Genomic DNA, 24,279 nt, shown 5'->3' on the forward strand with positions numbered 1-24,279 from the left:
GTTCCCGGCAACGGGAACCGCGCCTCTTGTCATTCCCTCCCCCGATCCGGTCGGGCGAGCAGGTCGCCACCGAGGCCCCGGTCCACCCGGGTTCCGAAATCGCGACCGAGTCCGTCGAGGACCCCGCGTAGCCATTCGGTGTCGGCGGCCGAGGCACGGCGCAGCCGCATACGCCGAGATTGCATGGGGACGATCCGGAGCTCGCTCAGCTCGTGCGTCCTGGCATCGAGGGTGACCAGGTACAGCGGTCTGAGGTCGTCGCGGAACCGTTCGTATCCGCCGATCCCCTCGTAGTCGTTGATCAGGTCGCCGCACCCGTACAGGATCGGCCTACCTCGGTAGATCTCGACGGGGCGCGGGTGGTGCGACGAATGTCCGTGGACGATGTCGACGCCGCCGTCGACCAGCCGGTGCGCGAACCGGGCCTGCGCTCCTGGCACCCCGAAACCCCAGTTCGATCCCCAATGGACGGAAGCCACCAGGAGGTCGCCCTCCCGGCGCGCCCGCAGCATCCGGTTGAGCACCGCGTCGGCGCTGCTGTTCGACAGGTCCGCGAGCAACGCCAGACCCGGGCGGCCGCTCGTCGCAGCGTCCCGGGGTGAGACGCCGGCGGACTCGGCGCCCATCGACCAGATCAGCGCGCGGCCCGCTGCGGCGTGAACCGCCGCCGGGGCCCACGCCTGCCGGGCCGTCCGGCCCGCGCCCGCGGGCCGGACACCCGCGCGCCGAAGCGTGCGCAGTGTTTCCTCGAGACCGCGGATGCCGAAGTCCAGGATGTGGTTGTTCGCCAGGACGCAGATATCGATGTCGGCGGCGGTGAGCACGCCGACATTCGACGGGTGCATCCGATAGTTGATCCCCTTGGGCGCATAGTCATCGGATGTGGTGACGGCGGTCTCCAGGTTGATCACCCGAAGGTCCGGCCGGGACTCCTCGAGGACCTTCAGCGTCTCCCCCCATGGCCAGTGCCAGTCGACAGGAGCGGCGATCGTGCCGTTCACGCGCTCGGCCAGCGAGACGTACTCGCGCGCGTCGCGCGCGCAACGCTCCCGCAGCGCCGGTGACCCTGGGTGGGGCAGGATCTGGTCCACTCCCCTGCCGGTCATCACGTCCCCGGCGAGGAACAGCGTGATCGTCTCGGCCATTCGTCGTCACCCTGGTCCACGGTAGTCACCCCTGACCACCGCGGAGGGCGGCTACCGGTCGACCACGGTCATGTCGAAGTGGTACATGGTCGCGCGGTAGACGTGGCTGCCGAACTCCACCACCCGGCCCTCGTCGTCGAAGGCGGTGCGGTTCATCGTCAACAACGGCGCCCTGATCTTCTCGCCGAGCAGGACGGCCTCGCCCCGGTCGGCGGCCTTGGCCCCGATCCGTTGTCGCGCGAGGCGGATGTGCACCCCCCTGGTGCGCAGCGACTGGTACAGCCCGTGCGTCTCCAGTTCCTCGGGGCCTGGTGCGAGGGCCGCGGGCAGATGGTTGGTCATCAGCGCGAGCGGCTCGCCGTTGCTCAGCCGCAGCCGGCGGATGGTCGTGACCTCCTCCTGGCCGAGCAGGTTCAGCTCCCGCGCGACGTCCTCGGTCGGCGCGCCGACCCGGTACTCGAGCAGCGTGGTGGTCGGGTTCTGGCCTGCCTTGGCGAGGTCGTCGAAGAGGCTGGTCAGCTCGATGGGCCGGTGTACCGGGCCCTGCACCACCTGGGTTCCGACGCCGCGCTTGCGCACCAGCAGTCCCTTGTCGACCAGTTCCGCGATGGCGCGCCTGGCGGTGGGCCGGGACAGGTTCAGCCGCTTCGCGAGATCGAGCTCGTTCTCGAACCGGTCCCCCGGCCCCAGGTCACCGCCGAGAATGGCGCCCTCGATCGCCTGTGCCAGCTGGAAGTACAGCGGCACCGGACTCGACCGGTCGAGTTCAACGGCAAGCGGTGCAGCCACTCTCGGCTCCGATCATCGACGGCGACCGCGCCCGTGCGGCCACCGAAAGGCAGGCTGAGGCGAAGATTAACACCAGTCGACCTAAAGTTAGAATGTTAGGACAAATGGTTGACATTTCCCCGCGGAGTGGCGCAGAGTTTGCATCAGAGATCAGTCTCCATCAACGTCGGGAGTCCCTCTTGGCAAACACGGGAAATCGACTGTTCGACGTGCTCGCCATCGGGCGATGCGGCGTCGATCTCTACCCGATGCAGACCGGTGTCGGCCTCGAGGACGCTCAGCTCTTCGGCAAGTTCCTGGGTGGCAGCGCGGCAAACGTGGCCGTCGCGGCGGCCCGGCTCGGCCTCCGCAGCGCCCTGATCTCCGGCGTCGGCAGCGATCCGTTCGGCGCGTTCGTGCGCGCGGAACTCGCCCGCCTCGGCGTCGACAACCGGTACGTCCGCACGGATCAGGAGTACCCGACACCGATCACGTTCTGCGAGATCTTCCCTCCCGACCGGTTCCCGCTCTACTTCTACCGCCGCCCCACCGCACCGGACCTGCAGTTGCGCGCGGACGAGATCGACACCGCGGCCGTCCGGTCCGCCGCGCTGTACTGGTCCACCCTGACCGGTCTGTCCGAACAGCCAAGCCGCGATGCTCATTTCGCCGCGTGGCGGGCGCGCGGCCGCGCTCGGCACACGGTGCTCGACCTCGACTACCGGGCGATGTTCTGGGACTCCCCCGCGGCCGCCACCGCCGTGGCGCAGCAGGCTCTGCAACATGTCAGCGTGGCGGTGGGAAATCTCGAGGAGTGCGAGATCGCGGTCGGCGAGCGCGATCCACACCTGGCGGCCGACGCGTTGCTCGACCTCGGCGTCGAACTCGCGGTCGTCAAGCGCGGGCCTGCAGGCGTGCTCGCCAGAACGCGGGACGAGACGGTGACAGTCCCGCCCGTCACGGTCGAGGTGGTCAACGGGCTCGGCGCGGGTGACGGCTTCGGCGGCAGCCTCTGCCGCGGCCTGCTCGCAGGCTGGCCGCTGGAGAAGACGATTCGTCATGCCAACGCGGCGGGCGCCATCGTCGCCTCGCGCCTGGAATGCTCCACCGCGATGCCGACCTCGGACGAGGTCGCGACCCTCGCCGAGCAGTCTGCCGTGGGGGCCGTCGATGCCTGACGCGAACCACCTCCCCGCGGGCACCGCAGCCGACGGCCCGTTCGCGCTGGCCATCACGCCGACGTCGGCGGGCTGGAGCGCGTCGAGCCTGTGGATCCTCGAGCTGCCGCCGGGCGGGCGGGTCGACCTCGACTCCGGCGACGACGAGATCATCGTGCTGCCGCTGTCCGGGTCCGCCTCGGTGGGGTGCGAGGGCCGCGAGATCGCCCTTGCCGGTCGGCGATCGGTGTTCGACGGGCCGAGCGATTTCGGCTACGTCGGGCGGGGACGTGCGTACGCCGTGGGCAGCGTGGACGGCGGTCGTTTCGCCCTGTGCGGCGCCCGGGCGGCGACCGAACTCCCGTTCCGCCACGTCGCGGCCGCCGCGGTCCCGATCGAGCTGCGCGGCGCCGGGCACTGCAGTCGTCAGGTCCACAACTTCGCGATGGCCGATACCTTCGCCGCCGATTCGATCCTCGCCTGCGAGGTGATCACCCCGGCGGGCAACTGGTCCTCGTACCCCAGCCACAAGCACGACGAGGAGACCGCAGACGAGTCCGCGCTCGAGGAGATCTACTACTTCGAGTTCGGCGAGACCGGCGGTCGGTCGGTGGATCTCGACCGGCGCGGATTCGGGTTCCACCGGGTGTACGGCACCCCCGAGCGACCGATCGACGTACTGGCCGAGGTACGCACCGGGGACGCCGTGCTGGTGCCGCACGGCTACCACGGGCCGTCCGTGGCCGCGCCCGGCTACGACATGTACTACCTGAACGTGATGTCCGGGACCGGCACCGGGCGGTCCTGGCGGATCGTCGACGATCCCGCCCACGCCTGGATCAGGCGGTCCTGGCTACGCCAGGATGTCGACCCGCGGCTGCCCCTCCCCAGGACCACAGGAGCGTGAGCGTGGCACAGCGACAGGGCGTACCGGACACCGAAGCGACGGTGCGACTCTCCGTCGCACAGGCCGCCGTGCGGTTCCTGGCGAACCAGTTCACCGAGCGCGACGGCGACCGCGCCCGGCTGTTCGCGGGCTTTCTCGGGATCTTCGGTCACGGCAACGTCGCCGGCTTCGGGCAGGCGCTGCTGGAGGCCGAGCTCGAGAACCCGGACCTGATGCCGTACGTGCTCGGGCGCAACGAACAGGCGATGGTGCACACCGCCGCCGCCTACGCCCGGGCGCGCGGCCGGCTGCAGACCTGGGCGGTGACGACGAGCGTCGGACCGGGTGCGACGAACATGATCACCGGCGCCGCGCTCGCCACCATCAACCACCTGCCGGTGCTGCTGCTGCCCGCCGACACCTTTGCCACCCGGGTCGGCGCGCCGGTCCTGCAGGAGCTGGAGCTGCCCGCGAGCGGCGACGTCACGGTGAACGACGCCTTCCGGCCGGTGTCGCGGTACTTCGACCGGGTGTGGCGGCCCGAGCAACTGCCCGCGGCCCTGCTCGGCGCAATGCGGGTCCTCACCGATCCGGTCGAGACCGGCGCGGTGACCGTGGCGATCCCGCAGGACGTGCAGACCCAGGCGCACGACTGGCCCGAATCGCTTTTCGCGGAGCGGGTCTGGCACGTCGGTCGCCCGTTGCCGCAGCCCGCCGCGCTGGCGCGCGCGGTCGAGGTGATCCGTGCGGGACGCCGACCGCTGATCGTCGCCGGTGGCGGCGTCCTCTACTCGGACGCGTCCGAGTCACTGGCCCGGTTCGCCGAGCTCACCGGGGTCCCGGTGGCGGTGACCCAGTCCGGCAAGGGTGCGCTGGCGTCGGAGCACCCGCAGTCCGTCGGTGCGGTCGGCGTCACCGGGACCACCGCCGCGAACGAGCTCGCCGCCGCGGCCGACGTGGTGATCGGGATCGGCACCCGGTACACCGACTTCACCACCGCCTCCCGGTCCGCGTTCGCTGATCCGGGCGTGCGGTTCGTCAACATCAACGTCGCCTCCGCGGACACCGCCAAGCTGTCCGGGGTGAGCGTGATCGCGGACGCAAGGGAGGCGCTCGATGCCCTCACCGCGGAACTGCACGATCACCGGGTGCCGCAGGAATACCGGATGCGGGCAAGCGAATTGGTGACGATCTGGGATGCCGCCGTCGATGCGGCCTGCCGATCCACGGGCGCGGGCCTCACCCAGACCGAGGTGATCGGGCTGGTGAACACGCTCTCGGACCCCATGGACGTGGTCGTGTGCGCGGCGGGCTCGCTCCCGGGTGACCTGCACAAGCTGTGGCGGGTGCGCGACCGCGCCGGCTATCACGTGGAGTACGGCTATTCCTGCATGGGCTACGAGGTGGCGGGCGGTCTCGGCGTCGCGATGGCCAGCCCCGGGCGCGATGTGTTCGTGATGGTCGGCGACGGTTCGTATCTGATGATGGCCACCGAACTGGTGACGGCGGTCCAGGAAGGGATCAAGGTGATCGTCGTACTGGTCGACAACCACGGGTTCGCCTCGATCGGATCGCTCTCGGAATCGGTTGGCTCGCAGCGCTTCGGCACCCGATACCGGTACCGGTCGCCGGACGGCCGACTCGGCGGCGGCCCGCTGCCGGTCGACCTCGCCGCGAACGCCGCCAGTCTCGGCGTCGACGTCATCTCGGCCCGCACCGCGAGCGAGTTCACCGATGCCGTCAAGAGCGCAAAGGCGAGCGCGCACAGCACGGTGCTGTACGTCGAGACAGACCCGCTGGCCTCCGGGCCGGACAGCGGGTCCTGGTGGGATGTACCGGTTTCCGAGGTCTCGACCCTGCCGTCGGCCCGTCAGGCCCGCGAGGGGTACGAATCCCGCAAGCGGGCCCAACGGCACCACCTGCGCCCATCCGAGAGCTGAGATAGCCGCACCGAGCGGTTGGAGAGGAGCCACGATGAGCGTGATCCGCGTCGGATCGGCGCCCGTCTCCTGGGGTGTGTGGTTCGGCACGGACCCGCGACAGGTGCCGTACGGGCGGTTCCTCGACGAGGTGTCCGCGGCCGGCTACCGGTGGATCGAGCTGGGCCCCTTCGGGTATCTGCCCACCGACCCGCAGCGCCTCCGCGACGAGCTGGGCGCCCGCGACCTAGGGCTGTCCGCAGGCACCGTCTTCGAGCGACTGCACCAACCGGGTTCCTGGGATTCGGTGTGGGAGGCGGTCCGCCGGGTGGCCGCGCTGACCGCAGGAGCGGGTGGCCGCCAGGTGGTGGTGATACCCGAGATGTGGCGCGACCCCGCGACCGGGACCGTGCGCGAGGACAGCCGCCTCACCCCGGAGCAGTGGCGCGCCAAGACGTCCGGGGTCGACCGGCTCGGCCGGGCGATGTTCGAGGAGTTCGGGGTGGCGCTGCGCTACCACCCCCATGCCGACAGTCACGTCGGCAGGCAGGACGAGGTGGTCCGGTTTCTCGAGGACACCGATCCGGGGTTCGTGAACCTGTGCCTGGACACCGGACACATCAGCTATTGCGGCGGCGACAACCTCGCCATCATCGGCGACTACCCGGACCGCATCGGCTACCTGCATCTCAAGCAGGTCGATCCGGCCATCGTCGCCAAGGCCGACGAGCAGGACCTGACGTTCGGCGAGGCCGTCATGCTCGGGGTGATGGTCGAACCGCCGCGCGGCGTCCCCGAACTGCCCCCGCTGCTCGCCGCGGTGGAGAAGCTGGGCGTGGACCTGTTCGCGATCGTCGAGCAAGATCTGTATCCGTGCGCGGGCGACGTGCCGCTACCCATCGCCGCACGCACCCAGAAGTACCTGTCGGGATGCGGTGTCCCGGCTCTCCGGTTCGGCTGATCAGGAGGAGCACACCATGTCTGGTACCGAGGACCTGCGGGTGGCCGTGCTGGGCGTCGGCGTCATGGGGGCCGATCACGTGGACCGGATCAACAGGCGGATCAGCGGGGCGCGGGTCACGGTGATCAGCGACGCCTCCGCGGAACGGGCCGCGGAGGTCGGGGCGAACGCACCGGATGCGCAGTTGGTGACCGATCCGATCGAGGCCATCGCCGTCGAGGACGTGGACGCGGTCCTGCTCGCCACGCCGAGTGCCGTGCATGCCGAGCAGGCACTCGCCTGCGTGAACGCGGGCAAGCCGGTGCTGTGCGAGAAGCCGTTGGCCACCGATGCCGAGGGTGCACTCGAGATCGCCAGGCGGGAAGCGGAACTCGGTCGGCGGCTCGTGCAGGTCGGGTTCATGCGCCGGTTCGACCACGAGCACCAGCGGCTCAAGTCCCTGATCGATACGGGCGAGCTCGGCCAGCCCCTCGTGATGCACTGCGTCCATCGGAACCCGGCGGTGCCGCCGCAGTGTGACAGCGCGGCGGTGATCTGGAACTCGGTGGTGCACGAGATCGACGCGACGCGATACCTGTTGGGCGAGGAGATCATGGCGATCACGGTGCTACGGCCGACTCCGAGCTCCCATGCCGCGGAAGGACTTCAGGATCCGCAGCTGGTGATCCTCGAGACCGAGACCGGCCGGATGGTGGACATCGAAGCCTTCGTCACGAGCGGCGTCGGCTACGAGGTGCGGACCGAGGTCGTCGGCGAGCGTGGCAGCGCCATGATCGGCCTCGATGTCGGGCTGGTGCGGCGAACCGACCCCGGCAGGTGGGGCGGCCAGATCACGCCCGGATTCCGAGAGCGGTTCGGGCAGGCCTACGACAGCGAGGTCCAGCATTGGGTGGACGCCGTGCGGGCGGGCGGCGGATCCGGCGACTGCGTCGACGGCCCTGGCTCCTGGGACGGGTATGCCGCCGCCGCGGTGTGCACGGCAGGGATCCGATCGCTGGAGACCTGGGACCGGATCGAGGTGGACATGGTGCCCCGCTCGACCGTCGGCGACCTGTGAGGATCGTCGCGAGATCAGCCGCGAAGCGCGCTGATCTGCAGCCGAACGTAATCGATGACCGGCTCGGGCAGCCGTTCGGCAACGGCGTGTACGAACGGCCTGCGTTCGTCGTCGGGTAGGTCGCGCAGCTGGGCGCCGAGCACCACGGTGCCGATGAACGCTTCCAGTTGCTCGCCGCGCTCGAGGCTCGCCGGATCTTCGACCAGGCGGACGTCGATGTCGGTGAATCCCGCGTCCCGTAAGCGATCGGTCGTTTCGGCGGCACCGGCGAAGTTCCAGATCTCGCTGCCGTCGGCGCCGCTCACTGCTCGCAGAGCAGTGCGGAACGCCGCGAGGTTGCCTGCGCCTCCCGCCTCGGCGACGAACCTCCCACCTGGCCGCAGCACGGCGGCGACATTGCGAAATACCGCGGCGTGGTCCGGCAGCCAGTGCAGGGTGGCCACGCTCAGCGCCGCATCCGCCGGTCGTGGCAGGACCATCGGTTCGCGGACGTCCGCATGAAGGACGTCGATCCTGTCCAGCTGTGATGCCAGCCGGGTGTGCAGCTCGCGCAACATCTGCGCGGAGCCGTCCACGGCGATGACCCGGCCCCCCGGGAGCAATCCGAGCAGCCGTTCGGCGTCCCGCCCCGTCCCACAGCCGAGATCGAGCACGGTCTCGCTGCCACCCAGCTCCAGCCGCGCGATCGCGGCCGCGCCCCACCGCTTGTGCGGCAGCGGCAGCGCGTCGTACGTTCGGGCGTCCCACTCCAGCAACTCCACAACAGCCCCTCCCTGTTGCCTACATCCCAACACAGTCGAGTCCATTATCTAAGACACGATAACCATATGTTGGGATGATCAGGCGGTCTCGCTTCCCGACCCCAGCCGGGGAAAGGGCTCGGTGGAGAACACGACCTCCACCGCCACCTCGAAGTACGCCGCTATCCGCAACGCCAGGTGCAGGCTGGGGCTGTACTCGCCGCGTTCGAGGTAGCCCACGGTCTGATAGTGGACCCCCAGCGCCTCGGCCAGTTCCCGACGCGAGATGCCCCGCTCGGCGCGGAGCATCGCGATGCGGTTGTAGATGACCTCAGAAGGCACGCTGCATCGCCTTGTCCCGCCGCTCCGCCATGCTCGATCCCGATTCGTGCCGCGCCATGCGTCGCAACACTACCGGCGCGATCAACAGGCCTGCGACGGCCCAAACGCCAAGCACCGCCGCGGTCTCGAGGTGCCGCCAGGACTGGCCGATCTCGATTGCGACCGCCTCGTCGGGCAGCAGCGCCGAGCGCATGCCGAGCCCGAGCCAGTACATCGGGAAGGACTGGCCGACGGCCTGCAGCCAGCCGGGCAACGCCGTGATCGGGTAGAAGATGCCCGAGATGGCGATCAATCCCATCAGCGGCATCGTCAGCAGAAAGGCCGTCCGCGTGTCGAGCACGCTGCCCAGGATCGCGCCGAATGGCAGCACGGCCAGCAGCCCAAGTGCCACCACCCACACGAAGGTCGCGACCGCGCCCGGCCCGGACAGCGAGGAGCCCCCGATGATCACCATGCCCACCCCGAGCACGACAACCACCTGCACGATCACCGATCCGGCTGCGGCCACGATCTTGCCGACGATGTAGCCGACCATGCCCTTCGGCACCGCCTTGGCGCGCAACAGCGTGCCGTCCTCACGGTCCAGAACCAGCACGTTGAGCAGCGCGTACATGCCGTTGAACGCGATGATGCTGCCGAGCAGACCCGGCACGGCCAGCTCGGCGACGGACAGCCCGCTGTCGCCGTACATCCGGCCACGCAGCAAGAACAAGACGGCGAGCGAGATTGCGGGCGTGAGGAACTGGCCGATCAGGTCGGGGCCGTTGGTGTACAGCTGCCGCAGTTCGATTCCGCCGCGGGCGAGACCGGCACGGATGGCAGTGGTGTTCATCGGGCGACCTCCGCAAGGGTGTGGACGGACTCGGTCACTTCGCCGGACTCGGCGCGCCGGACCAGGGTCAAATAGGTGTCTTCCAGCGAGGCGCGGCGCACCTCGAGGTCGCCGATGGCCTCGCCGTGCTGCTTGAACAGCTCGTGCACGAACTTGGTCGACTCGGTGGTCGTGTGAACGAAGCGCTGGTCGTCGACGGTCCAGCTCACCTGGGCTTCCCCGGCGATCGATCGGGACAGCTCGTCGGGCGAGCCGTCGGCGATGATCCGGCCGCCCGCCAGGATCAGGATCCGGTCGGCCAGGATCTCGGCTTCGTCGAGGTCGTGCGTGGTCAGCAGCACGGTGGTGTCCTCGAGGTCGGCCAGCCGGTGCACCAGATCGTGGAAGTCGCGGCGCGCCGCCGGGTCGAAGCCCGCGGTCGGCTCGTCCATGAACAGCAGCTCGGGTCTGCCGACGACGCCGATCGCCACGTCCAGCCTGCGCCGTTGACCACCGGACAGCGTGGAGATCTTGGCGTCGGCCTGCTCGGTGAGGCCGACCAGCTCGATGAGTTCGTCGGTGTCCCACGGGCGTTGGACCCGGTCGGTGGAATAGGGGCGGTAGTACGCGCCGAGATGGGCGAGCAGTTCACGCACCCTCCACTTGGCGTGATCGCGCCAGGACTGCAGCACGACGCCGATCCGAGCGCGCCACTGTTCGTCGCCCTGTTCGGGGTCGACACCCAGGACCACGACGCGGCCCGCCGAGCGCCCACGGAAGCCCTCCAGGATCTCGATGGTGGTGGTCTTGCCCGCCCCGTTGGGTCCGAGCATGACGAGCACCTCGCCGCGCCGTGCCTGGAATGTCACGTCACGCAGAACTTCGTTCGTGTCGTACTGCATTCGCAGCGTGTCGACATCGAGAACAACCCCATTGTCCGAAGCCATGAACCCTCCCTGTCATCAACTTTCGATGATTTGTAGCATATCTACTACATTCCAAGGCAGCAATACTCCAACACCACGGTGTCGAATGCGTTTAGGAGGCTTCGTCCCGGAGCGACCGCTCCCTCGCCTCCTTCGCGCGGTCGACGAAGGCGGTGAAGGCCGGGATCTGCGCGGCAGGCACCGTGAACGGCAACACCTGGAACGGCACGCTCACCCCCGTGGTCTTGAGCTGCACCTTCCAGTCCGCTCCCCTGGGGACGACGTGCACCTCCAGCAGCTCCGCGTGCACGAAGAAGATCCCCGGAGCGAATCTGGGTGTCGCGATGGTGACGATGTCGTTGTCGAGCGTCAGCAGAATGTCCCCGTCGATGCGCACCCGGTGCCGGTTCGTGGTCATGACGCTCATTCGAGCACGACCACGGCAGGCAGGGCCGGTCTCGACCCGATTCGGTCACGGGCCGGTGTGGAAACTTGGAGCCCGAGCACCGGGTCGAATACCCTGCATCCTCGATGAACGCGCCCGCACGAGCCCTGACCGCACTGGCCGCCGTCGCCTCGATCGCCCTGGTCGGCGCGCCGGCGATCGCGCAGCCCTTCCCCGCGCCGCCGGACTCGAGCACAACCACAACCACGCCGTTCACCACCCCGAACACCGACAACTGCCCGCAGCGCAATTCCCCGCCGCAGGCCATCGACCTCTCCGAGGTGCCCGCGCCCGGGCAGACCGCGCCCGCCGCGCTGCCCGTCCCCTCCCGTCCGGTCGGCGGTGCTCGCCTCGGCGAGTGCGGCGCCATCGCCCCCGACGGAGCACCCGGCCTGCCCGCCGAGATCTCCGCGACCGGATGGGTGCTCGCCGACCTCGACACGGGCGCCGTGATCGCGGCCAAGGACCCACACGGTCGCTACCGCCCCGCGAGCACCATCAAGGTGCTCCTCGCGATCCTCGCCCTGCGTGAACTCGACCTCGACACCACCGTCACCGCCAACGCCGACGACGCGAACGCCGAGGGCAGCGCGGTCGGCCTCGGCAAGGACGGCCGGTACACCAACCGCCAGCTCATGCAGGGACTGGTGATGGCGTCGGGCAACGATGCCGCGCACGCGCTCGCCGCGCAGCTCGGTGGCGACGAGCGCACCGTCGAGAAGATGAACGAGCTGGCCCGCTCGCTCGGCGCCCTCGACACCCGCACCGCCACCCCGTCCGGCCTGGACGGGCCCGGAATGTCCACCTCCGCCTACGATCTCGCGGTCATCTTCCGTGAGGCCATGCGGGACAAGACCTTCGCCGATTTCATCCATACCGAGTCGGTACCGTTCCCGGGCTTCCCGAAGGACCCCACCGACCCGGAGGACAAGGACCACCCCGGATTCACCCTCGCCAACGACAACAAGCTGCTCTACAACTACGACGGCGCACTCGGTGGCAAGACCGGGTACACCGACGACGCCCGGCAGACCTTCGTCGGTGCCGCCGAGCGCAACGGCCGAACGCTCGTGGTCACCCTGATGGCGGCTGACGTCAAACCGATTCGCCCGTGGGAACAGGCCGCCCGGATCCTCGACTACGGCTTCGCGCTCCCGGCATCGGAATCGGTCGGCACCCTTGCCGACTCGGCCGAGGCGCCGACGGCGGCACCGGTGACCCTGGCCGCACCCCCCGCCGGGCCGACCGGAGGTCCGATCGCCGCGGCGCCGCCCGCGGACTCCGCTCCAGGGGTGTCGAGAACCGCTGTCGCGGTGGTCGGTTCGGCGATCGTCGGCATGCTGCTCGTGGCGGCCGCGCGGCTCCGACGCCGCCGCTGACCGGCAGGCAACCGAACGTCAGTCGCGGTGCCGACGCCTGCGCATCAATCCGCCGAGTCCGACCGCGGCCGCCGCGCCCACCCCGACCAGGGCGAGCGCCTCGGACATCGTCGGCCCCCTCGCCGGCGCCTCCTTCACCTCGATGATCGCCGGATCCGGCGGCGGCACAAACGCCTTCACCTCGTTCTCGTGTGCGGTCGCCGCCCATGCGGTGGAGAAGAGCACCAACCGCGCGGTGAAGTAGATGAACACCAGGAGGCCGATGATCGGGCCGAAGGTGGAGCCCGCCGGCCCGTTGGTGACCGCCCTCAGGTAGATCACGCCCAGCCGCTTGAAGACCTCGAACCCCACTGCCGCGAACAGCGCCGCCTTCGCCGCGCTGCGGAGGGTGATCGGCTCGCGGGGCAACCGGGCGATGACCCAGACGAACAGTGCCCACGTCGCCACCACCGCGAGCAGGCTCGACAGGAGCCGCACCAGGGTCCCCACCCAGCCGATGTCGTCGATGCCGAGCCATTCCAGCACCCGCCCGGTGGTGCTGCCCTCACCGATCATGGACAGACCAACCGAAACGATCAGGGCGAGTACGAGACCCACCAGCTTCGCGAGATCCTTCAGCTTGGTCCGCAGGAACCCCGATGTGGGATGACGCTGGTCCCACATCGCGCTGAGCGCCTCGCGCAGGTTCGCCATCCAACCAAGGCCCGAGTACGCGGCGACGATCAGACCGATGACACCCACCGTGGTGCGCGCGGCGATCGCGGCATCGATCAGCTGGTTGATCTGATCGCCCAGGTTGCCCGGCATCGCCTTGCTGACGGCGTCGTGGATCGACGTGAGCAGCTCGGGATGTCCGACCAGGATGAAACCGGTGGCCGCGAAGGCAACCATCAGCAGCGGGAACAGCGCGAACACGCTGAAATAGGTGATCCCGGCCGCGAAGTAGTCGCCCTTCTGCGCCTGGTACCGCCCGCCCGCACGGATCAGGTGATCAAGCCACGGCCGCGCCGCACGGAGACGCTCGAGAAGCGCTTTGACGTCCGGCACCGCGGATCACCCCTTGTATGGCAGGAACCCCACCTTGTCATAGACCGTCGCCAGAGTCCGCTCGGACACCTCGCGCGCCCGCTGCGCGCCCGCCTCGAGGATGCGGTCCAGCTCGGCCGGGTCGGCCATGTACGCGTCGACCTTCGCGCGCAGCGGAGTCACGAACTCCACGAGCACCTCGGCCGTATCGGACTTCAGATCGCCGTAGCCCTTGCCCTCGTAGCCCTTTTCCAGGTCCTCGACGCTCGTGCCGGACAGCGCGGACTGAATGGTCAGCAGGTTGCTCACGCCCGGCTTGTTCTCCCTGTCGAAGCGGATCTCGCGCTCGTTGTCGGTGACGGCCGACTTGATCTTCTTCGCCGACACCTTCGGGTCGTCGAGCAGGTTGATCAGCCCGGCGGCCGACGCCGCCGACTTGCTCATCTTCGACGTGGGGTCCTGCAGGTCGTAGATCTTGGAGGTGCCCTTGATCATCTGCGCCTCGGGGATCACGAAGGCCTTGCCGAACCGGGTGTTGAACCGCTGCGCCAGGTCACGCGCCATCTCCAGGTGCTGGCGCTGGTCCTCGCCCACCGGGACCCGCTGCGGGCGGTACAGCAGGATGTCGGCGGCCATCAGCACCGGATACGTGAACAGACCCACCGTCGCGGACTCGGTGCCCTGCTTGGCGGACTTGTCCTTGAACTGCGTCATCCGGCTGGCCTCGCCGAAGCCGGTGATGCAGTTCAGCACCCACGCGAGCTGCGCGTGCTCGGGCACCTGGCTCTGCACGAACAGCGTCGACCGCTCCGGGTCGATGCCGACCGCGAGCAGCTGGGCGACCGCGATCTTCGTGCGGCGCCGCAGCTCCTTGGGCTCCTGCGGCACCGTGATCGCGTGCAGGTCGGGGATGAAGTAGAAGGCGTCGAACTCGTCCTGCAGGGGCACCCACTGCTGCAGTGCCCCGAGAAAGTTGCCGAGGTGGAACGAGTCGGCGGTGGGCTGGATGCCCGAGAGCACCCGCTGCCGGGCGGCGGTGCCTGGCGCGGCGGGGGCGGTGTTCACCGGGGCGATGTCCGATGACGGTGCGGACGGCGACGATGCGGAACTCGACATGGCCCCGATCCTTTCATGCCCGGTCGCCCACCTGGAATTCGATCAGGGCTCCACCCACGCGAGCTCCCCGCCCGCCGACGTCCAGCGGCGGGCCAACGCGCTCGCCGACGGTCGATCCGCCTGCAGGATCACCCGCAGCAGACCGTCGGCCCTGTCCCTCGCGCCGTCCTCGAGGGCATCGACGAACCAGCCCAACTCCCCTGGCTCGTCGGCGAGCAGGTCCCCCGCGTCGCGGACCAGCAGCACCAGTCCTGGCGACTCGCCCAACCAGTCGTCGGCATCGCGCAGGCACTCGTCGAACGCGTCCTTGTTGGCACCGAAGTAGTACGGGAACTGCAGGGCCGCGGCGAACTCGTCGAACAGGGCGTCCGTCGTCCGCATCTTCGCGGCGCGCACCACCCGCACCGTGTAGCCACGCTCGGACAGCGCGTAGGCGAGGGTGTCGCCGACCGGCGCGGATCCGGTCAGCATGCCTGCCACGGGACCGGTCCCGCCGGTGATGAATCCGTCCACCGTTGTCATCAGCGCATCCTCACAAACGTCGTGTAGTGATCACCGGTGTACCAGGCCGAGCCGTCACTACCGGTGACGATGCGCTGCGCGTCCCTCGGTTTTCCGCGCTGCTTCGGGTTCACGTCCCACTCGCGATAACTGACGGCGCGGCCCGACGCGTCCGCGGTGGGCAGTTGCCGCTCCCTGTTGCCGAAGCGGTCACCGCCCTTGGTTCCCGGCGCCCCCGCCGAGTCCGGCCAGGTGCCCTCGTCGATCGCCCGCAGGGTCGCGACGGCGGCCGCGGGCACCCCGGGCGGCGCGGACGAGCCGGGTTTGTCCTCGCCGGTTGTCAGCAGCAGTGCCGCCACGATCGCGACGAGCACCAGTACCGCCGCCGCGATCACCCCGCGGGATCTAGTGGACATTGACCCGCTCCCTCAGCCGGACCATCGACGCGGGCGCCCACCAATTGGCCTCGCCCATCAGCTTCACCAGTGCGGGCACCAGCAACATCCGGACCACGGTGGCGTCGATGATCAGCGCGACGATCATCCCGACCCCGATGAACCGCATCACGGACAGGTCGGAGAGGGTGAAGGCGCCGGTCACCAGGATCAACAGGGTCGCGGCCGCGGTCACCACTCGCCCCGTCTTGGCCGCGCCGATGCGCACGGCCTCCTCGGTGGTCGCGCCGTCCCGCCGTGCCTCGACCATCCGCGAGATCAGGAAAACCTCGTAGTCGGTGGAGAGGCCGAAGACCATGGCGATGATCAGCACGACCATCCCCGAGATCAGCGGCCCAGGGGTGACGTTGAGCAGGCCCGTCAGGTGCCCGTCGTAGAAGATCCAGGTGAGAATGCCGAAGGTCGCGCCAAGGCTCAACGCGGCCATCAGCACCGCCTTGATCGGCAGCACGATCGACCCGAACGCGAAGAACATCAGCACCAGCGTCGCGATCACCATCACCGCGATCATCACCGGCAGATAGTGCAGGACCGAGTTCACGCTGTCGACCGACAACGCGGTGATCCCGCCCAGCAGCAGCTCGGTGCCCGCGGGCGCCTCGATCCCGTCGAGCCTGCGAACGGTGTCGACCGCGGCGACCGACCGGTCCGGGTCGTCCAGCACCGCGCGGACCGCGACCATCCCGTCGGCGGTACCCAGGGTGATCGCCTGCTGGACGCCGTCGGTCGCGCCGACCGCCCCGATCACCTCGGTGACCGCCGCGTCACCGGGTGGCGCGCCGTTCTCGCCGCGGATCACGACGGTGGCGCCACTGCTCGCGATCGGGAACTGCGCGGTGAGCTGCTCCACCGTCGTGCGCGTCTCGTTGCCCGGTGGCAGCGCGGTGTGGTCCACATCGCCGAAACGAGTCCCCAACAGCGGCAGCGTCAACAGCAACAGCACGGTCACGATGGTGACGGCGATGACGACCGGCCTGCGCATCACGGCGGTCGCGAGCGCGCCCCAGAAGCGTTGCGCGCGAGCCTCACCCCGCTCGAATGCCCCGCGACGCCAGGTCAGCGCGTCGATCCGCGGGCCAAGGATGGCGAGCAGCGCGGGCAGCGCCGTCAACGAGAGCACCGCGGCCAGCGCGACCGCGGCCATCGCGCCGAACCCGAGCGACTTGAGCATCTGCTGCGGGAAGACCAGGGTGCCCGCGAACGCACACAGCAGCAGCACCGCGGAGAACGCGACGGTGCGGCCCGCGGAGGCCATCGTCCTGGTGACCGCCTCGTCGGTGCCCGCCCCTGCCGCCAGCTCCTCGCGGTAGCGGCTGACGATGAAGAGTCCGTAGTCGATCGCCATGCCGAGCCCGAGCAGCGAGGCGATGTTCACCGAGAACACGCTGACCTCGAGGAACATCGACAGCAAGCGCAGCGCGGCCAGCGCACCGAACATCGAGAGCGCGCCGATCGCGACCGGGATCGCCGCGCCGACCAGCCCGCCGAAGACCAGCACCAGCACCAGCAGGGTGACCGGCAGCGAGACCATCTCCGCGACCACCAGGTCGCGCTTGGACTCCTTGTTGACCTCGTCCGCGATCGCACTGAAACCGGACAGCTCGGTCGACACCCCCGGCACGGACAGCTGCGGTTCGAGTTCCGTGAACGACTCGATCCGCTCGCTCTCGCTGCCCGCCACGAAAACCACTGCCAGCGCCGTGGATCCGTCGCCGCTGCGCAGCAACGACCGGATCGGGCCGGTCGCGCTCCAGTAGTCCTCGATCGGCTCCGCGAGCAGGCCCCGATCGACCTGCGCGAGGCGGGCCGACACCGCGGGGCCGATGTCGTCGACGGTCTTGCCGTCGGGGGCACGGTAGATCGCGATGATGTCCGGGCTGCGGATCCCGAAATGGTCGGCCAGCAGCTCGTCGACGAGCGCCGCCTCGCTGGACGGGTCGATGTCACCGCCCTGGCTGAGCCGGTCCAGCACGCCGGATCCCCACAGGCCCCCGAGGAGCATGGCGCCGACCACGACCGTCAGCACGGCCCAACGGCGCCCCAGCACGAACGATGTCCACCGCGTCACGGTGGAAGACTAGCGGTATCCGACTACGGAATCCGACTAGCGATACTGGACGGTGACCGGCGCGTGGTCCGACCACCGCAGGTCGTAGGACGGGGCCCGCTCCACGACGGCCTGCTTCGCCCGCCCGGCGAGCACGGGCGTCGAGACCTGGTAGTCGATCCGCCAGCCCGAGTCGTTGTCGAACGCCTTGCCGCGGTAGGACCACCAGGTATAGGGCCCCTCCAGGTCCGGGTGCAGCCTGCGCATCACGTCCACCCAGCCGAGCTCGCCGAACACCGAACCCATCCACTCGCGTTCGTTCGGCAGGAAGCCGGAGTTCTTCTTGTTTCCCTTGTGGTTCTTCAGGTCCGACTCGGTGTGCGCGATGTTCCAGTCCCCGCACACCACCACGTGCCGGTCCGCCTCCTCGGCCGCCGCTGCCGTCGCCGCCAGATACGGTCCGAAGGATCCGAGGAACCGTTCCTTCTCCGCCTGCCGCTCGGTCTCCACCTCCCCGGACGGGAGGTACAGGCTGGCCACCGTGAGGTCGTCGAAGTCCGCCTCGATGTACCGCCCGGCCTCGACGAACTCCTCGTCCCCGTGCCCGATCCGCACCGCGTCCGCAGGCCTGCGCGACAGGATCGCCACCCCGTTGCGGCCCTTGGCCGACGGCTGCGCGGAGGCGAGATGCCAGCCTGCCTCGAGCGCGACGGCCAGGGTCGCGGTCAGCTGCTTGTCGTCGGCGCGGGTCTCCTGCAGGCAGATGACATCCGCCTCGGTGGCCTCGATCCACTCCAGCAGGCCCTTCTTGGCTGCGGCGCGGATCCCGTTGACGTTGACGGTGGTGATGATGTGCGGCACGGGTAGGAACCGTAGCCCAACGGGCCGACAGCGCCGCTATCGCAGCGGGGCTGCCAGCACCTCGAGACCGCCCTGCTCGTCCACCCAGTCCTTGAAGGCGGCGAGCCCCTTGTCCCTGTCCACCACCGGCCGGTAGCCGAGGTCGCGCCGCGCGGCGCCGGTGTCGAAGGTCGCGCTGCGCGTCATCAGCGCGATCACGTACCGCGACAGCGGCGGCGACCAGCGCTTCGCGACGTACGGCACCCGCCAGATCGCCTCCGCGACCGCCACAACCGCGGCCAGCACCTGCGGGTTGGGTCGGCGGCTGGGAGGGGCGAACCCGAACATCCGTGACACAACACCGACGAACTCCCACACGTTGGTGGTCTCGGCGTCGGCGACGTAGTACGGCTTGCCCCCGACCTGAGCCGAGCTCGCGGCCCGCACGCACGCGTCGACGATGTTGTCGACGTGGCAGAGCGAGGCGTACACGTCCTTGCCGCCGGAGATGTCCGGCAGGGAGCCCTCGGACGCCTTCGCGAGCAGTCGGACGATCGGACCGGACCGGTCGCCCGCACCCCAGATCGCCCGCGGCCGCAGGGCACAGGTGATCAGGTCGGGGCCGTTCGCCTCCAGCACGAGCCGCTCGGCGGCGGCCTTGGTCTCCGAATACAGGTTGAGGTACCTGCTCGGGTACGGGACCGACTCGTCGACGTCGATCTGATCGCCGCCGTCGTACTCCATCAACGCGCTCGGGCTGGAGATGAACACGAAGCGCGACACCCCGTTGCGGCGGGACGCCTCCAGCAGGTCGGCGGTCGCCTGCACGTTCTCGTTCCAGAACTGCTCGCGGACACCGCGTTCGTCCACCCTGGCGGCGCTGTGGAACACCACATCCACCCCCCGCGTCGCCTCGACCAGGGAGTCACGGTCGGTGAGGTCGCCGTAGACGAGGGTCAACGTCGAGGTGTCGCCGAGATCGGTGAGGTTGCTGCTGCGGCGCACCAGGACGGAGACGTCCATCTCGCCGTCTGCGACCAGTCGGCGGGCGAGCGCGCCACCGAGGAACCCGCTCGCACCGGTCACCAGTGCCCTCACTGGGTCCGCCACCAGGTCGCACCGAGGAGCATCGTCATCGCGGCGATCTTCACATCGGAATGCCCCCGTGCGCGGCCTTCCTTCAGTGCGACAGGGATCTGCGCGGCGTGCGCGCCGACACTGAGCACCACGTCGATCCACCACAGCGCCCGCGCGACGCGGTTGCCGGAGGGCCGGATGATCCCGGCCACCAGGTAGATCCATCCCAATACCGGGATGGCACGCAGCAGCATGACCTTCGTACTCATCGTTCCGCCTTCACCAATTGCGATGCCGCCCAGACCGTCAGTTTCTCGCGCCCGATCTTCGCGTTGTGCCGGATGTCGACCGGGAAGCCGGGATGGAAGAGAAAGTCGTGGATCCGGTCGGTGGTATGGCTCTGCGCTCCGAGCTCGCGCAGTTCCTCCTCGATCCGGGCCCGTTCGCTCTTGCGAACCCCCGGCATCAGCTCGACACAGAGCACCGGTCGGGTGTCGCTCTCACCGCGGACACCGACCAGCGCGGTCCGGAACACCTCGGGGACCGTGTTGAAGATCTGCTCGCACTGGACGGTGAACAGCGGTCCGTCCCCGGTGCGGACCCGCTGACTCTTGCGCCCGCAGAACCAGATCCGGCCACCGTCGTCGATCCAGCCCAGGTCACCCGTCCGGTGCCAGGTCCGGTCGCCGTCCCTGATCTTGCCGAGCGCGTTCGCCGCCTCCGGCCAGGCATAGCTGGTGCTCACGTTCGGCCCGGCCACCACGATCTCGCCGATCCCACCCGCGGCCGTCTCGTCGGACCTGGTGGGGATCGGATCGTCGGTGATGCCGACGACCCTCGCCTCGAGGCCGAGCGCCGGCCGCCCGATGCACGTTCCCGCGCCTGCGTGGGCCCGGGCGACGAACTCGCCGAGCAGCTCGCGCGACTCGATCGCGGACATCGGCAGCGCCTCCGTCGACCCGTACCCGGCGGTCACCTCGGCATCGGCGGGCAGGATCGCGCGAAGTGCCGCGATGGCGTGGTCCGGTACCGGTGCACCGCCGGAGTAGATGGACCGCACGGACGGCAGCCGCACGTCGTGTGACTGTGCGTACCGCACCAGCGGAATCAGCACGGCAGGCGACGCGAACATCGTCCGGATGTCGAACCGGTGGATCGCGTCGACCACGTGCGCGGGATCCGTCGAGCCCACCTCCCCCGGCACGATCGGCGGCAGCACGCAACGGGAGCCGAGCATCAGGTCGAGCACCCCGAAGATCGGCAGCGTGATCAGTGACGTCTCGGGCGGCACCCGCTTGCGGGCGTCGTCGACCTGGTCCAGCATCGCGGCGAGGTTGCCGTGGGTGAGATTGACGGCCTTGGCTGGGCCGGTGCTGCCCGTGGTGAAGGCGATCATCATCACCTCGTCGGCAGGCGCCTCCTGGCTCGGGGCCACCGGCCGGTCCGGCGTCCGGCCCCAGGCCCGAAGGGAATGGCCGCCCCAGAGCTTTCGCCCGACGGTGACCTTGACCCCAACCGTCGCGAACGACGAACGGAACACCAACCGCAGCAGGTGCGCCTTCGAGATGCCGATGAACGCCTGCGGGGAAACGGATTTCAGGCAGGTGAGCATCGGGCGCAGCCCCATGCCCGGGTCGATCACGACGGGCACCGCCGCCACCTTCAGCAAGCCGATCATGGTGGCGTAGAACTCGGGTCCCGGGGTGACCAGCAGCAGGGTTCGCACCCCGCGCCGGATCCCGATCTCCTCGAACCGCTGGGCGAGCAGGTCGGACCAGTCGTCGAGCTCCCGGTAGGTCAGTCGCCCGTACGTCGGGATACCGGCCTCGCCCTTGCCGTCCGGGTAGATGACCGCCTCCAGATCCGGATGCGCCCGCGCGATCACCCGGATCCGTTCCACCGATCCACAGTGCGCCGAGGGACGGGCGGGCACCGCAGTCGTGGTCGTCGCCCTGCTCACGCCGTCGGTGCCAGCCGGTACACGGTGGCGGCCGCGCTGGGACCGGCGCCCGCGGCCACGAACAGCACGGTGTCGTAACCCGCCAGGATCGCCTCGTCCACCTGGTGATACGCCGCCGTCAGCGCGGCAGTATGCGCGTCACCCTCGACCACACCGCTGCCGAGCACCGCCTCCTGCGCGATGCCGAGCTGCGCAGCCAGCGCGGCTGGGAACCCCGCGGTCGGCCGCGAGCTGATCAGTGCGGTCCGCGACAGGTCCAGCCCGCCCTCGTGCGCTCCGATCGCCTTACCCGCCGCGACACCAGCCACCTCGAGCAGACGCTCCTCGAATCCGTCCTCGCGTTCCACGGTGACCAGTGAGCGGCCGTGGACACCCATCTCGGTCATGTTGGCGAACCCCCTCGTCGCCGGGGTGCCCTCCAGCTCCGCGACGTGCACGGGGCCGAATCCCGATGGGGTGTCGGTCTTCTCGAGCAACATCGCCGCGCCCGCCGTGACGAACGGGAAGTCCGCGGCGGGCCTGCGTCGCTGGAGCGAGGGGTGGGTGTCGCCGGAGACGACGAGCACGTACTGCGCACTGTCGGTTTCGAGCAATGCGGTGGCCACCTGCACCGCGTTGAGCACGCCACAGGCCCCGTTCATCAGGTCGAACGAGAACGACCTGTTCGAACCCTCCGGATACTCGAGGCCGATGCCCGCCTCACGCTGGATCAGCGCCGCGATCGCCGGCTCGAACAGATTCGAGTCGCGGTAGACGCCGGTGTTGATGAGCACGTCCACCTGCTCGGGCTCGATGCCGGCACTGCTCATGGCGCCGCGCGCCGCGCGAGCGGAATGCTCGATGGCGCTCGTCGTCGCCGTGGCCACGCTCATCCCGGTGGACTTGATCGAGATACCCATGTTGCTCAGACCTCCAGGGACGTGATCGTGGCGGACACGTAGCCGGTGACGATGCCGGATGCCGCAGGAACCATCAGGATCTTCGATCCCTTCGGGACTGCCTTGTCCTTCAGATGGTCGTGCAGCACGATGAAATGCGAAGTGCTGGAGGTGTTGCCGTATTTCTCCACCACGTTGAGCGCGGGCGGCATCGGAGTGCCGAACTCCTTCTCGCCGAGCGCGTTCATGTACACCACGGCCGAGGCGCCGAACTGGTGATGGATGACGAAGTCGAACTCCTCGTCGGCGAAGGTCTGGCCGCGGGCCGCCAGGAACTCCCGCTGCGCGTTCGTCCACAGCAGGAACCGTGATTCGTTGTGCATCTTGCGGTTGTCGGTGTACAGCGCGATGCCAGACGACTGGTCACTCGGCATACCCATGCACAGGTCGGAGTACTCCGATGCCGTCATCAGCTCGATGTAGTCGATCTTGTCGGCGTCGTCGACGGATCGGTCCATGATCACGGCAGCGCCCGAATCACCTACGGACAGCGAGGCGAACTGCAGGTCGTACTTCTCCGAGATCTCGCGTACCGCGGTCTCCGAGATCGGCGTGATGTGCTCACCGCTCACGACCATCCCGTTGCGGACCGCACCGGAGCGGATCATCCGGTCGAGCACGTAGACGCCACTGAGCATCCCCGCGCAGGCGTTGGACAGATCGAAATGGATGGCGCCCTTGACGCCGAGCTCCTTGCCGAGCATCGACGCGAAGGACGGCTCCAGGTACATGAAGTCCCTGTCCTTGCTCCGCGAGATCGAGGTCGAGATGATCACGTCGAGATCGCCCGCCTCGTAACTCGAGCGGGACAGCGCATCCCGGGCAGCGTTGCAGGCCAGCGTGAACGAATCCTCGTAGTTGTCCGCGCTGGAGTCGTACACCCGGCGGTCCACCACCCCGGTGATCGCCTGCAGATCGAAGCTCGGCGGCGCGGCGAGCTTGGCGAGCAGGTCCTTCGTGCTGAGCACCGCGGACGGGAGGTACGCGCCTATCGATTCGAACCTCGACTGGGTCATCTTGGATCCTCTTGGGGGTCGGTAGATCTGGCTGGTGGTTCGGCGTTCTCTTGGTCGAGCTTCACATCAGTGCGGCGGCCTCGAGATCCGGCAGGGCCCCGCCTGCCGCCGCGGCCACGATCGCCGGGTAGCGAGGAGCAAAGACCCCGAGCGCGGTTGCCCGCTCGAAGTTCGCGTTACCGCGATGACCCGGCAGGTCGCGAATGCTCGCCGCACCGTAGTAGCCGCCTGCGACGACGGCTGCGGGCGCGGACGGTTCCGGTCCGGTCATCACGGCGTGCAGGCTCCGCTCGAACAACTCGTGGCAGGCGCGCAATCCGTTCATCATGACATCCTGGAAGCGATCGTCGGGTGCGATCGCGAACCGCTGGACGTCGACCACGACTCCGGTGTCGATGCCCGAGTCGACCCGGTGCAGCGTCGCCGCATACTCGTCGCAGCCCTGGAGAATCGCGTGCACGATCGCGGCGGCGGGCAGACCGCGGAACTCCGGCAAGGGGCCGTTGTGGATGTTGTAGATCCGCAGGTCCGAGTTCACGAGCGCGGGTCCGAAGATCATCGGGTTGTTGATCGACCACACCACCGAGTCGGTGCAGGTGGCGACGAGCATCGCGGCCTCGGCGTCGATGTCCGTGGTCTCCAGGTGTGCGAGACCCTCGAGCCCAGCAGGCGCGGGATCGCCGGGCCCGGTGCACACCAGGTCAACCGTGAAATCCGAGGCGGACGCGAATCGCGCAGCGCGCCAGAGCAATGCACCGCTTCCCACC

25 protein-coding genes are annotated in these 24,279 nt (G+C 69.1%); 6 read left to right on the forward strand and 19 right to left on the reverse strand.

What is annotated here, in order from left to right; all coding sequences use genetic code 11:
• Window positions 1-29 precede the first annotated feature (29 nt).
• Together ACWFRB_RS20135 and ACWFRB_RS20140 are read right to left on the reverse strand one after the other, a co-directional pair.
• A complete protein-coding gene (locus ACWFRB_RS20135; protein WP_452643037.1) occupies window positions 30-1,145 on the reverse strand; it encodes a CapA family protein in 1,116 nt (371 codons plus the stop codon).
• 51 nt (window positions 1,146-1,196) lie between these two features.
• Window positions 1,197-1,934 (reverse strand): GntR family transcriptional regulator, encoded by a 738-nt coding sequence (locus ACWFRB_RS20140; protein WP_452643038.1) that lies wholly within the window; start codon window positions 1,932-1,934, stop codon window positions 1,197-1,199.
• A 179-nt stretch (window positions 1,935-2,113) separates the two neighbouring features.
• Between ACWFRB_RS20140 and iolC the strand changes: the two genes are divergently transcribed.
• The 5 genes from iolC to ACWFRB_RS20165 are packed head-to-tail and all read left to right on the forward strand — an operon-like array spanning window position 2,114 to window position 7,893.
• A complete protein-coding gene (gene iolC, locus ACWFRB_RS20145; protein WP_452643039.1) occupies window positions 2,114-3,091 on the forward strand; it encodes a 5-dehydro-2-deoxygluconokinase in 978 nt (325 codons plus the stop codon).
• Complete coding sequence (iolB, locus tag ACWFRB_RS20150) at window positions 3,084-3,977, forward strand: 5-deoxy-glucuronate isomerase (RefSeq protein ID WP_452643040.1); 894 nt, start codon at window positions 3,084-3,086, stop codon at window positions 3,975-3,977. The genes iolC and iolB overlap by 8 nt, the downstream gene beginning before the upstream one ends.
• A 2-nt stretch (window positions 3,978-3,979) precedes the next feature.
• A complete protein-coding gene (iolD, locus tag ACWFRB_RS20155; RefSeq protein ID WP_452643041.1) occupies window positions 3,980-5,896 on the forward strand; it encodes a 3D-(3,5/4)-trihydroxycyclohexane-1,2-dione acylhydrolase (decyclizing) in 1,917 nt (638 codons plus the stop codon).
• A gap of 34 nt (window positions 5,897-5,930) precedes the next feature.
• Window positions 5,931-6,836, forward strand: a complete 906-nt coding sequence (locus tag ACWFRB_RS20160) for a sugar phosphate isomerase/epimerase family protein (RefSeq protein WP_452643042.1) — start codon at window positions 5,931-5,933, stop codon at window positions 6,834-6,836.
• Between the two features lie 16 nt (window positions 6,837-6,852).
• Window positions 6,853-7,893, forward strand: a complete 1,041-nt coding sequence (locus tag ACWFRB_RS20165; protein ID WP_452643043.1) for a Gfo/Idh/MocA family protein — start codon at window positions 6,853-6,855, stop codon at window positions 7,891-7,893.
• A 14-nt stretch (window positions 7,894-7,907) separates the two neighbouring features.
• Here the strand turns inward: ACWFRB_RS20165 and ACWFRB_RS20170 are convergent, their stop codons facing one another.
• From ACWFRB_RS20170 to ACWFRB_RS20190, 5 genes are all read right to left on the reverse strand, one after another.
• A complete protein-coding gene (locus tag ACWFRB_RS20170; RefSeq protein ID WP_452643044.1) occupies window positions 7,908-8,654 on the reverse strand; it encodes a class I SAM-dependent methyltransferase in 747 nt (248 codons plus the stop codon).
• A 78-nt stretch (window positions 8,655-8,732) separates the two neighbouring features.
• Window positions 8,733-8,975 (reverse strand): helix-turn-helix transcriptional regulator, encoded by a 243-nt coding sequence (locus ACWFRB_RS20175; RefSeq protein WP_136906897.1) that lies wholly within the window; start codon window positions 8,973-8,975, stop codon window positions 8,733-8,735.
• Window positions 8,965-9,807 (reverse strand): ABC transporter permease, encoded by an 843-nt coding sequence (locus tag ACWFRB_RS20180; protein WP_452643045.1) that lies wholly within the window; start codon window positions 9,805-9,807, stop codon window positions 8,965-8,967. The genes ACWFRB_RS20175 and ACWFRB_RS20180 overlap by 11 nt, the downstream gene beginning before the upstream one ends.
• Window positions 9,804-10,733 carry an ABC transporter ATP-binding protein gene (locus ACWFRB_RS20185; protein ID WP_452643046.1) on the reverse strand — a complete coding sequence of 310 codons (930 nt, stop codon included), beginning with the start codon at window positions 10,731-10,733 and terminating at the stop codon, window positions 9,804-9,806. The genes ACWFRB_RS20180 and ACWFRB_RS20185 overlap by 4 nt, the downstream gene beginning before the upstream one ends.
• A 91-nt stretch (window positions 10,734-10,824) precedes the next feature.
• A complete protein-coding gene (locus tag ACWFRB_RS20190; protein ID WP_452643047.1) occupies window positions 10,825-11,130 on the reverse strand; it encodes a hypothetical protein in 306 nt (101 codons plus the stop codon).
• A 113-nt stretch (window positions 11,131-11,243) separates the two neighbouring features.
• On the opposite strand from ACWFRB_RS20190, the gene ACWFRB_RS20195 reads away from it, so the two are divergent.
• Window positions 11,244-12,536, forward strand: a complete 1,293-nt coding sequence (locus ACWFRB_RS20195; RefSeq protein ID WP_452643048.1) for a D-alanyl-D-alanine carboxypeptidase family protein — start codon at window positions 11,244-11,246, stop codon at window positions 12,534-12,536.
• Between the two features lie 18 nt (window positions 12,537-12,554).
• Here the strand turns inward: ACWFRB_RS20195 and yhjD are convergent, their stop codons facing one another.
• The 12 genes from yhjD to ACWFRB_RS20255 form a co-directional block, all read right to left on the reverse strand.
• A complete protein-coding gene (yhjD, locus tag ACWFRB_RS20200; protein WP_452643049.1) occupies window positions 12,555-13,583 on the reverse strand; it encodes an inner membrane protein YhjD in 1,029 nt (342 codons plus the stop codon).
• Between the two features lie 6 nt (window positions 13,584-13,589).
• A complete protein-coding gene (trpS, locus tag ACWFRB_RS20205; protein ID WP_452643050.1) occupies window positions 13,590-14,678 on the reverse strand; it encodes a tryptophan--tRNA ligase in 1,089 nt (362 codons plus the stop codon).
• A 42-nt stretch (window positions 14,679-14,720) separates the two neighbouring features.
• Window positions 14,721-15,200, reverse strand: coding sequence for a barstar family protein (locus ACWFRB_RS20210; protein WP_452643051.1), 480 nt, complete (start codon window positions 15,198-15,200; stop codon window positions 14,721-14,723).
• Window positions 15,200-15,595 (reverse strand): ribonuclease domain-containing protein, encoded by a 396-nt coding sequence (locus tag ACWFRB_RS20215; RefSeq protein ID WP_452643052.1) that lies wholly within the window; start codon window positions 15,593-15,595, stop codon window positions 15,200-15,202. Before ACWFRB_RS20215 ends, ACWFRB_RS20210 begins: the two co-directional genes overlap by 1 nt.
• A complete protein-coding gene (locus ACWFRB_RS20220) occupies window positions 15,585-17,702 on the reverse strand; it encodes an MMPL family transporter (RefSeq protein ID WP_452643053.1) in 2,118 nt (705 codons plus the stop codon). Before ACWFRB_RS20220 ends, ACWFRB_RS20215 begins: the two co-directional genes overlap by 11 nt.
• A gap of 36 nt (window positions 17,703-17,738) precedes the next feature.
• Window positions 17,739-18,542 carry an exodeoxyribonuclease III gene (locus ACWFRB_RS20225; protein ID WP_452643054.1) on the reverse strand — a complete coding sequence of 268 codons (804 nt, stop codon included), beginning with the start codon at window positions 18,540-18,542 and terminating at the stop codon, window positions 17,739-17,741.
• 36 nt (window positions 18,543-18,578) lie between these two features.
• Window positions 18,579-19,631, reverse strand: a complete 1,053-nt coding sequence (locus ACWFRB_RS20230; RefSeq protein WP_452643055.1) for an NAD-dependent epimerase/dehydratase family protein — start codon at window positions 19,629-19,631, stop codon at window positions 18,579-18,581.
• Window positions 19,616-19,867, reverse strand: coding sequence for a hypothetical protein (locus ACWFRB_RS20235; protein WP_452643056.1), 252 nt, complete (start codon window positions 19,865-19,867; stop codon window positions 19,616-19,618). Before ACWFRB_RS20235 ends, ACWFRB_RS20230 begins: the two co-directional genes overlap by 16 nt.
• Window positions 19,864-21,558: a fatty acid CoA ligase family protein gene (locus ACWFRB_RS20240; RefSeq protein ID WP_452643057.1), complete on the reverse strand. Its 1,695-nt coding sequence runs from the start codon at window positions 21,556-21,558 to the stop codon at window positions 19,864-19,866. The genes ACWFRB_RS20235 and ACWFRB_RS20240 overlap by 4 nt, the downstream gene beginning before the upstream one ends.
• Complete coding sequence (locus tag ACWFRB_RS20245) at window positions 21,555-22,457, reverse strand: hypothetical protein (protein ID WP_452643058.1); 903 nt, start codon at window positions 22,455-22,457, stop codon at window positions 21,555-21,557. The genes ACWFRB_RS20240 and ACWFRB_RS20245 overlap by 4 nt, the downstream gene beginning before the upstream one ends.
• 5 nt (window positions 22,458-22,462) lie before the next feature.
• Complete coding sequence (locus ACWFRB_RS20250) at window positions 22,463-23,512, reverse strand: 3-oxoacyl-ACP synthase III family protein (protein WP_452643059.1); 1,050 nt, start codon at window positions 23,510-23,512, stop codon at window positions 22,463-22,465.
• A gap of 61 nt (window positions 23,513-23,573) precedes the next feature.
• On the reverse strand, window positions 23,574-24,278 hold the full coding sequence (locus ACWFRB_RS20255) for a formyltransferase family protein (RefSeq protein WP_452643060.1): 705 nt from the start codon (window positions 24,276-24,278) through the stop codon (window positions 23,574-23,576).
• Window position 24,279: the final 1 nt, after the last annotated feature.

The sequence above is a fragment of the Rhodococcus sp. NPDC055112 genome, from assembly GCF_053607505.1.

Bases quoted from the DNA above. Each gene is read 5' to 3' on its own strand.
- ACWFRB_RS20135 (WP_452643037.1), bottom strand. From the start codon at position 1,145: ATGGCCGAGACGATCACGCTGTTCCTCGCCGGGGACGTGATGACCGGC.
- iolB (WP_452643040.1), top strand. From the start codon at position 3,084: ATGCCTGACGCGAACCACCTCCCCGCGGGCACCGCAGCCGACGGCCCG.
- ACWFRB_RS20160 (WP_452643042.1), top strand. From the start codon at position 5,931: ATGAGCGTGATCCGCGTCGGATCGGCGCCCGTCTCCTGGGGTGTGTGG.
- ACWFRB_RS20165 (WP_452643043.1), top strand. From the start codon at position 6,853: ATGTCTGGTACCGAGGACCTGCGGGTGGCCGTGCTGGGCGTCGGCGTC.
- ACWFRB_RS20180 (WP_452643045.1), bottom strand. From the start codon at position 9,807: ATGAACACCACTGCCATCCGTGCCGGTCTCGCCCGCGGCGGAATCGAA.
- ACWFRB_RS20185 (WP_452643046.1), bottom strand. From the start codon at position 10,733: ATGGCTTCGGACAATGGGGTTGTTCTCGATGTCGACACGCTGCGAATG.
- ACWFRB_RS20190 (WP_452643047.1), bottom strand. From the start codon at position 11,130: ATGACCACGAACCGGCACCGGGTGCGCATCGACGGGGACATTCTGCTG.
- ACWFRB_RS20195 (WP_452643048.1), top strand. From the start codon at position 11,244: ATGAACGCGCCCGCACGAGCCCTGACCGCACTGGCCGCCGTCGCCTCG.
- trpS (WP_452643050.1), bottom strand. From the start codon at position 14,678: ATGTCGAGTTCCGCATCGTCGCCGTCCGCACCGTCATCGGACATCGCC.
- ACWFRB_RS20210 (WP_452643051.1), bottom strand. From the start codon at position 15,200: ATGACAACGGTGGACGGATTCATCACCGGCGGGACCGGTCCCGTGGCA.
- ACWFRB_RS20215 (WP_452643052.1), bottom strand. From the start codon at position 15,595: ATGTCCACTAGATCCCGCGGGGTGATCGCGGCGGCGGTACTGGTGCTC.
- ACWFRB_RS20235 (WP_452643056.1), bottom strand. From the start codon at position 19,867: ATGAGTACGAAGGTCATGCTGCTGCGTGCCATCCCGGTATTGGGATGG.
- ACWFRB_RS20245 (WP_452643058.1), bottom strand. From the start codon at position 22,457: ATGGGTATCTCGATCAAGTCCACCGGGATGAGCGTGGCCACGGCGACG.
- ACWFRB_RS20250 (WP_452643059.1), bottom strand. From the start codon at position 23,512: ATGACCCAGTCGAGGTTCGAATCGATAGGCGCGTACCTCCCGTCCGCG.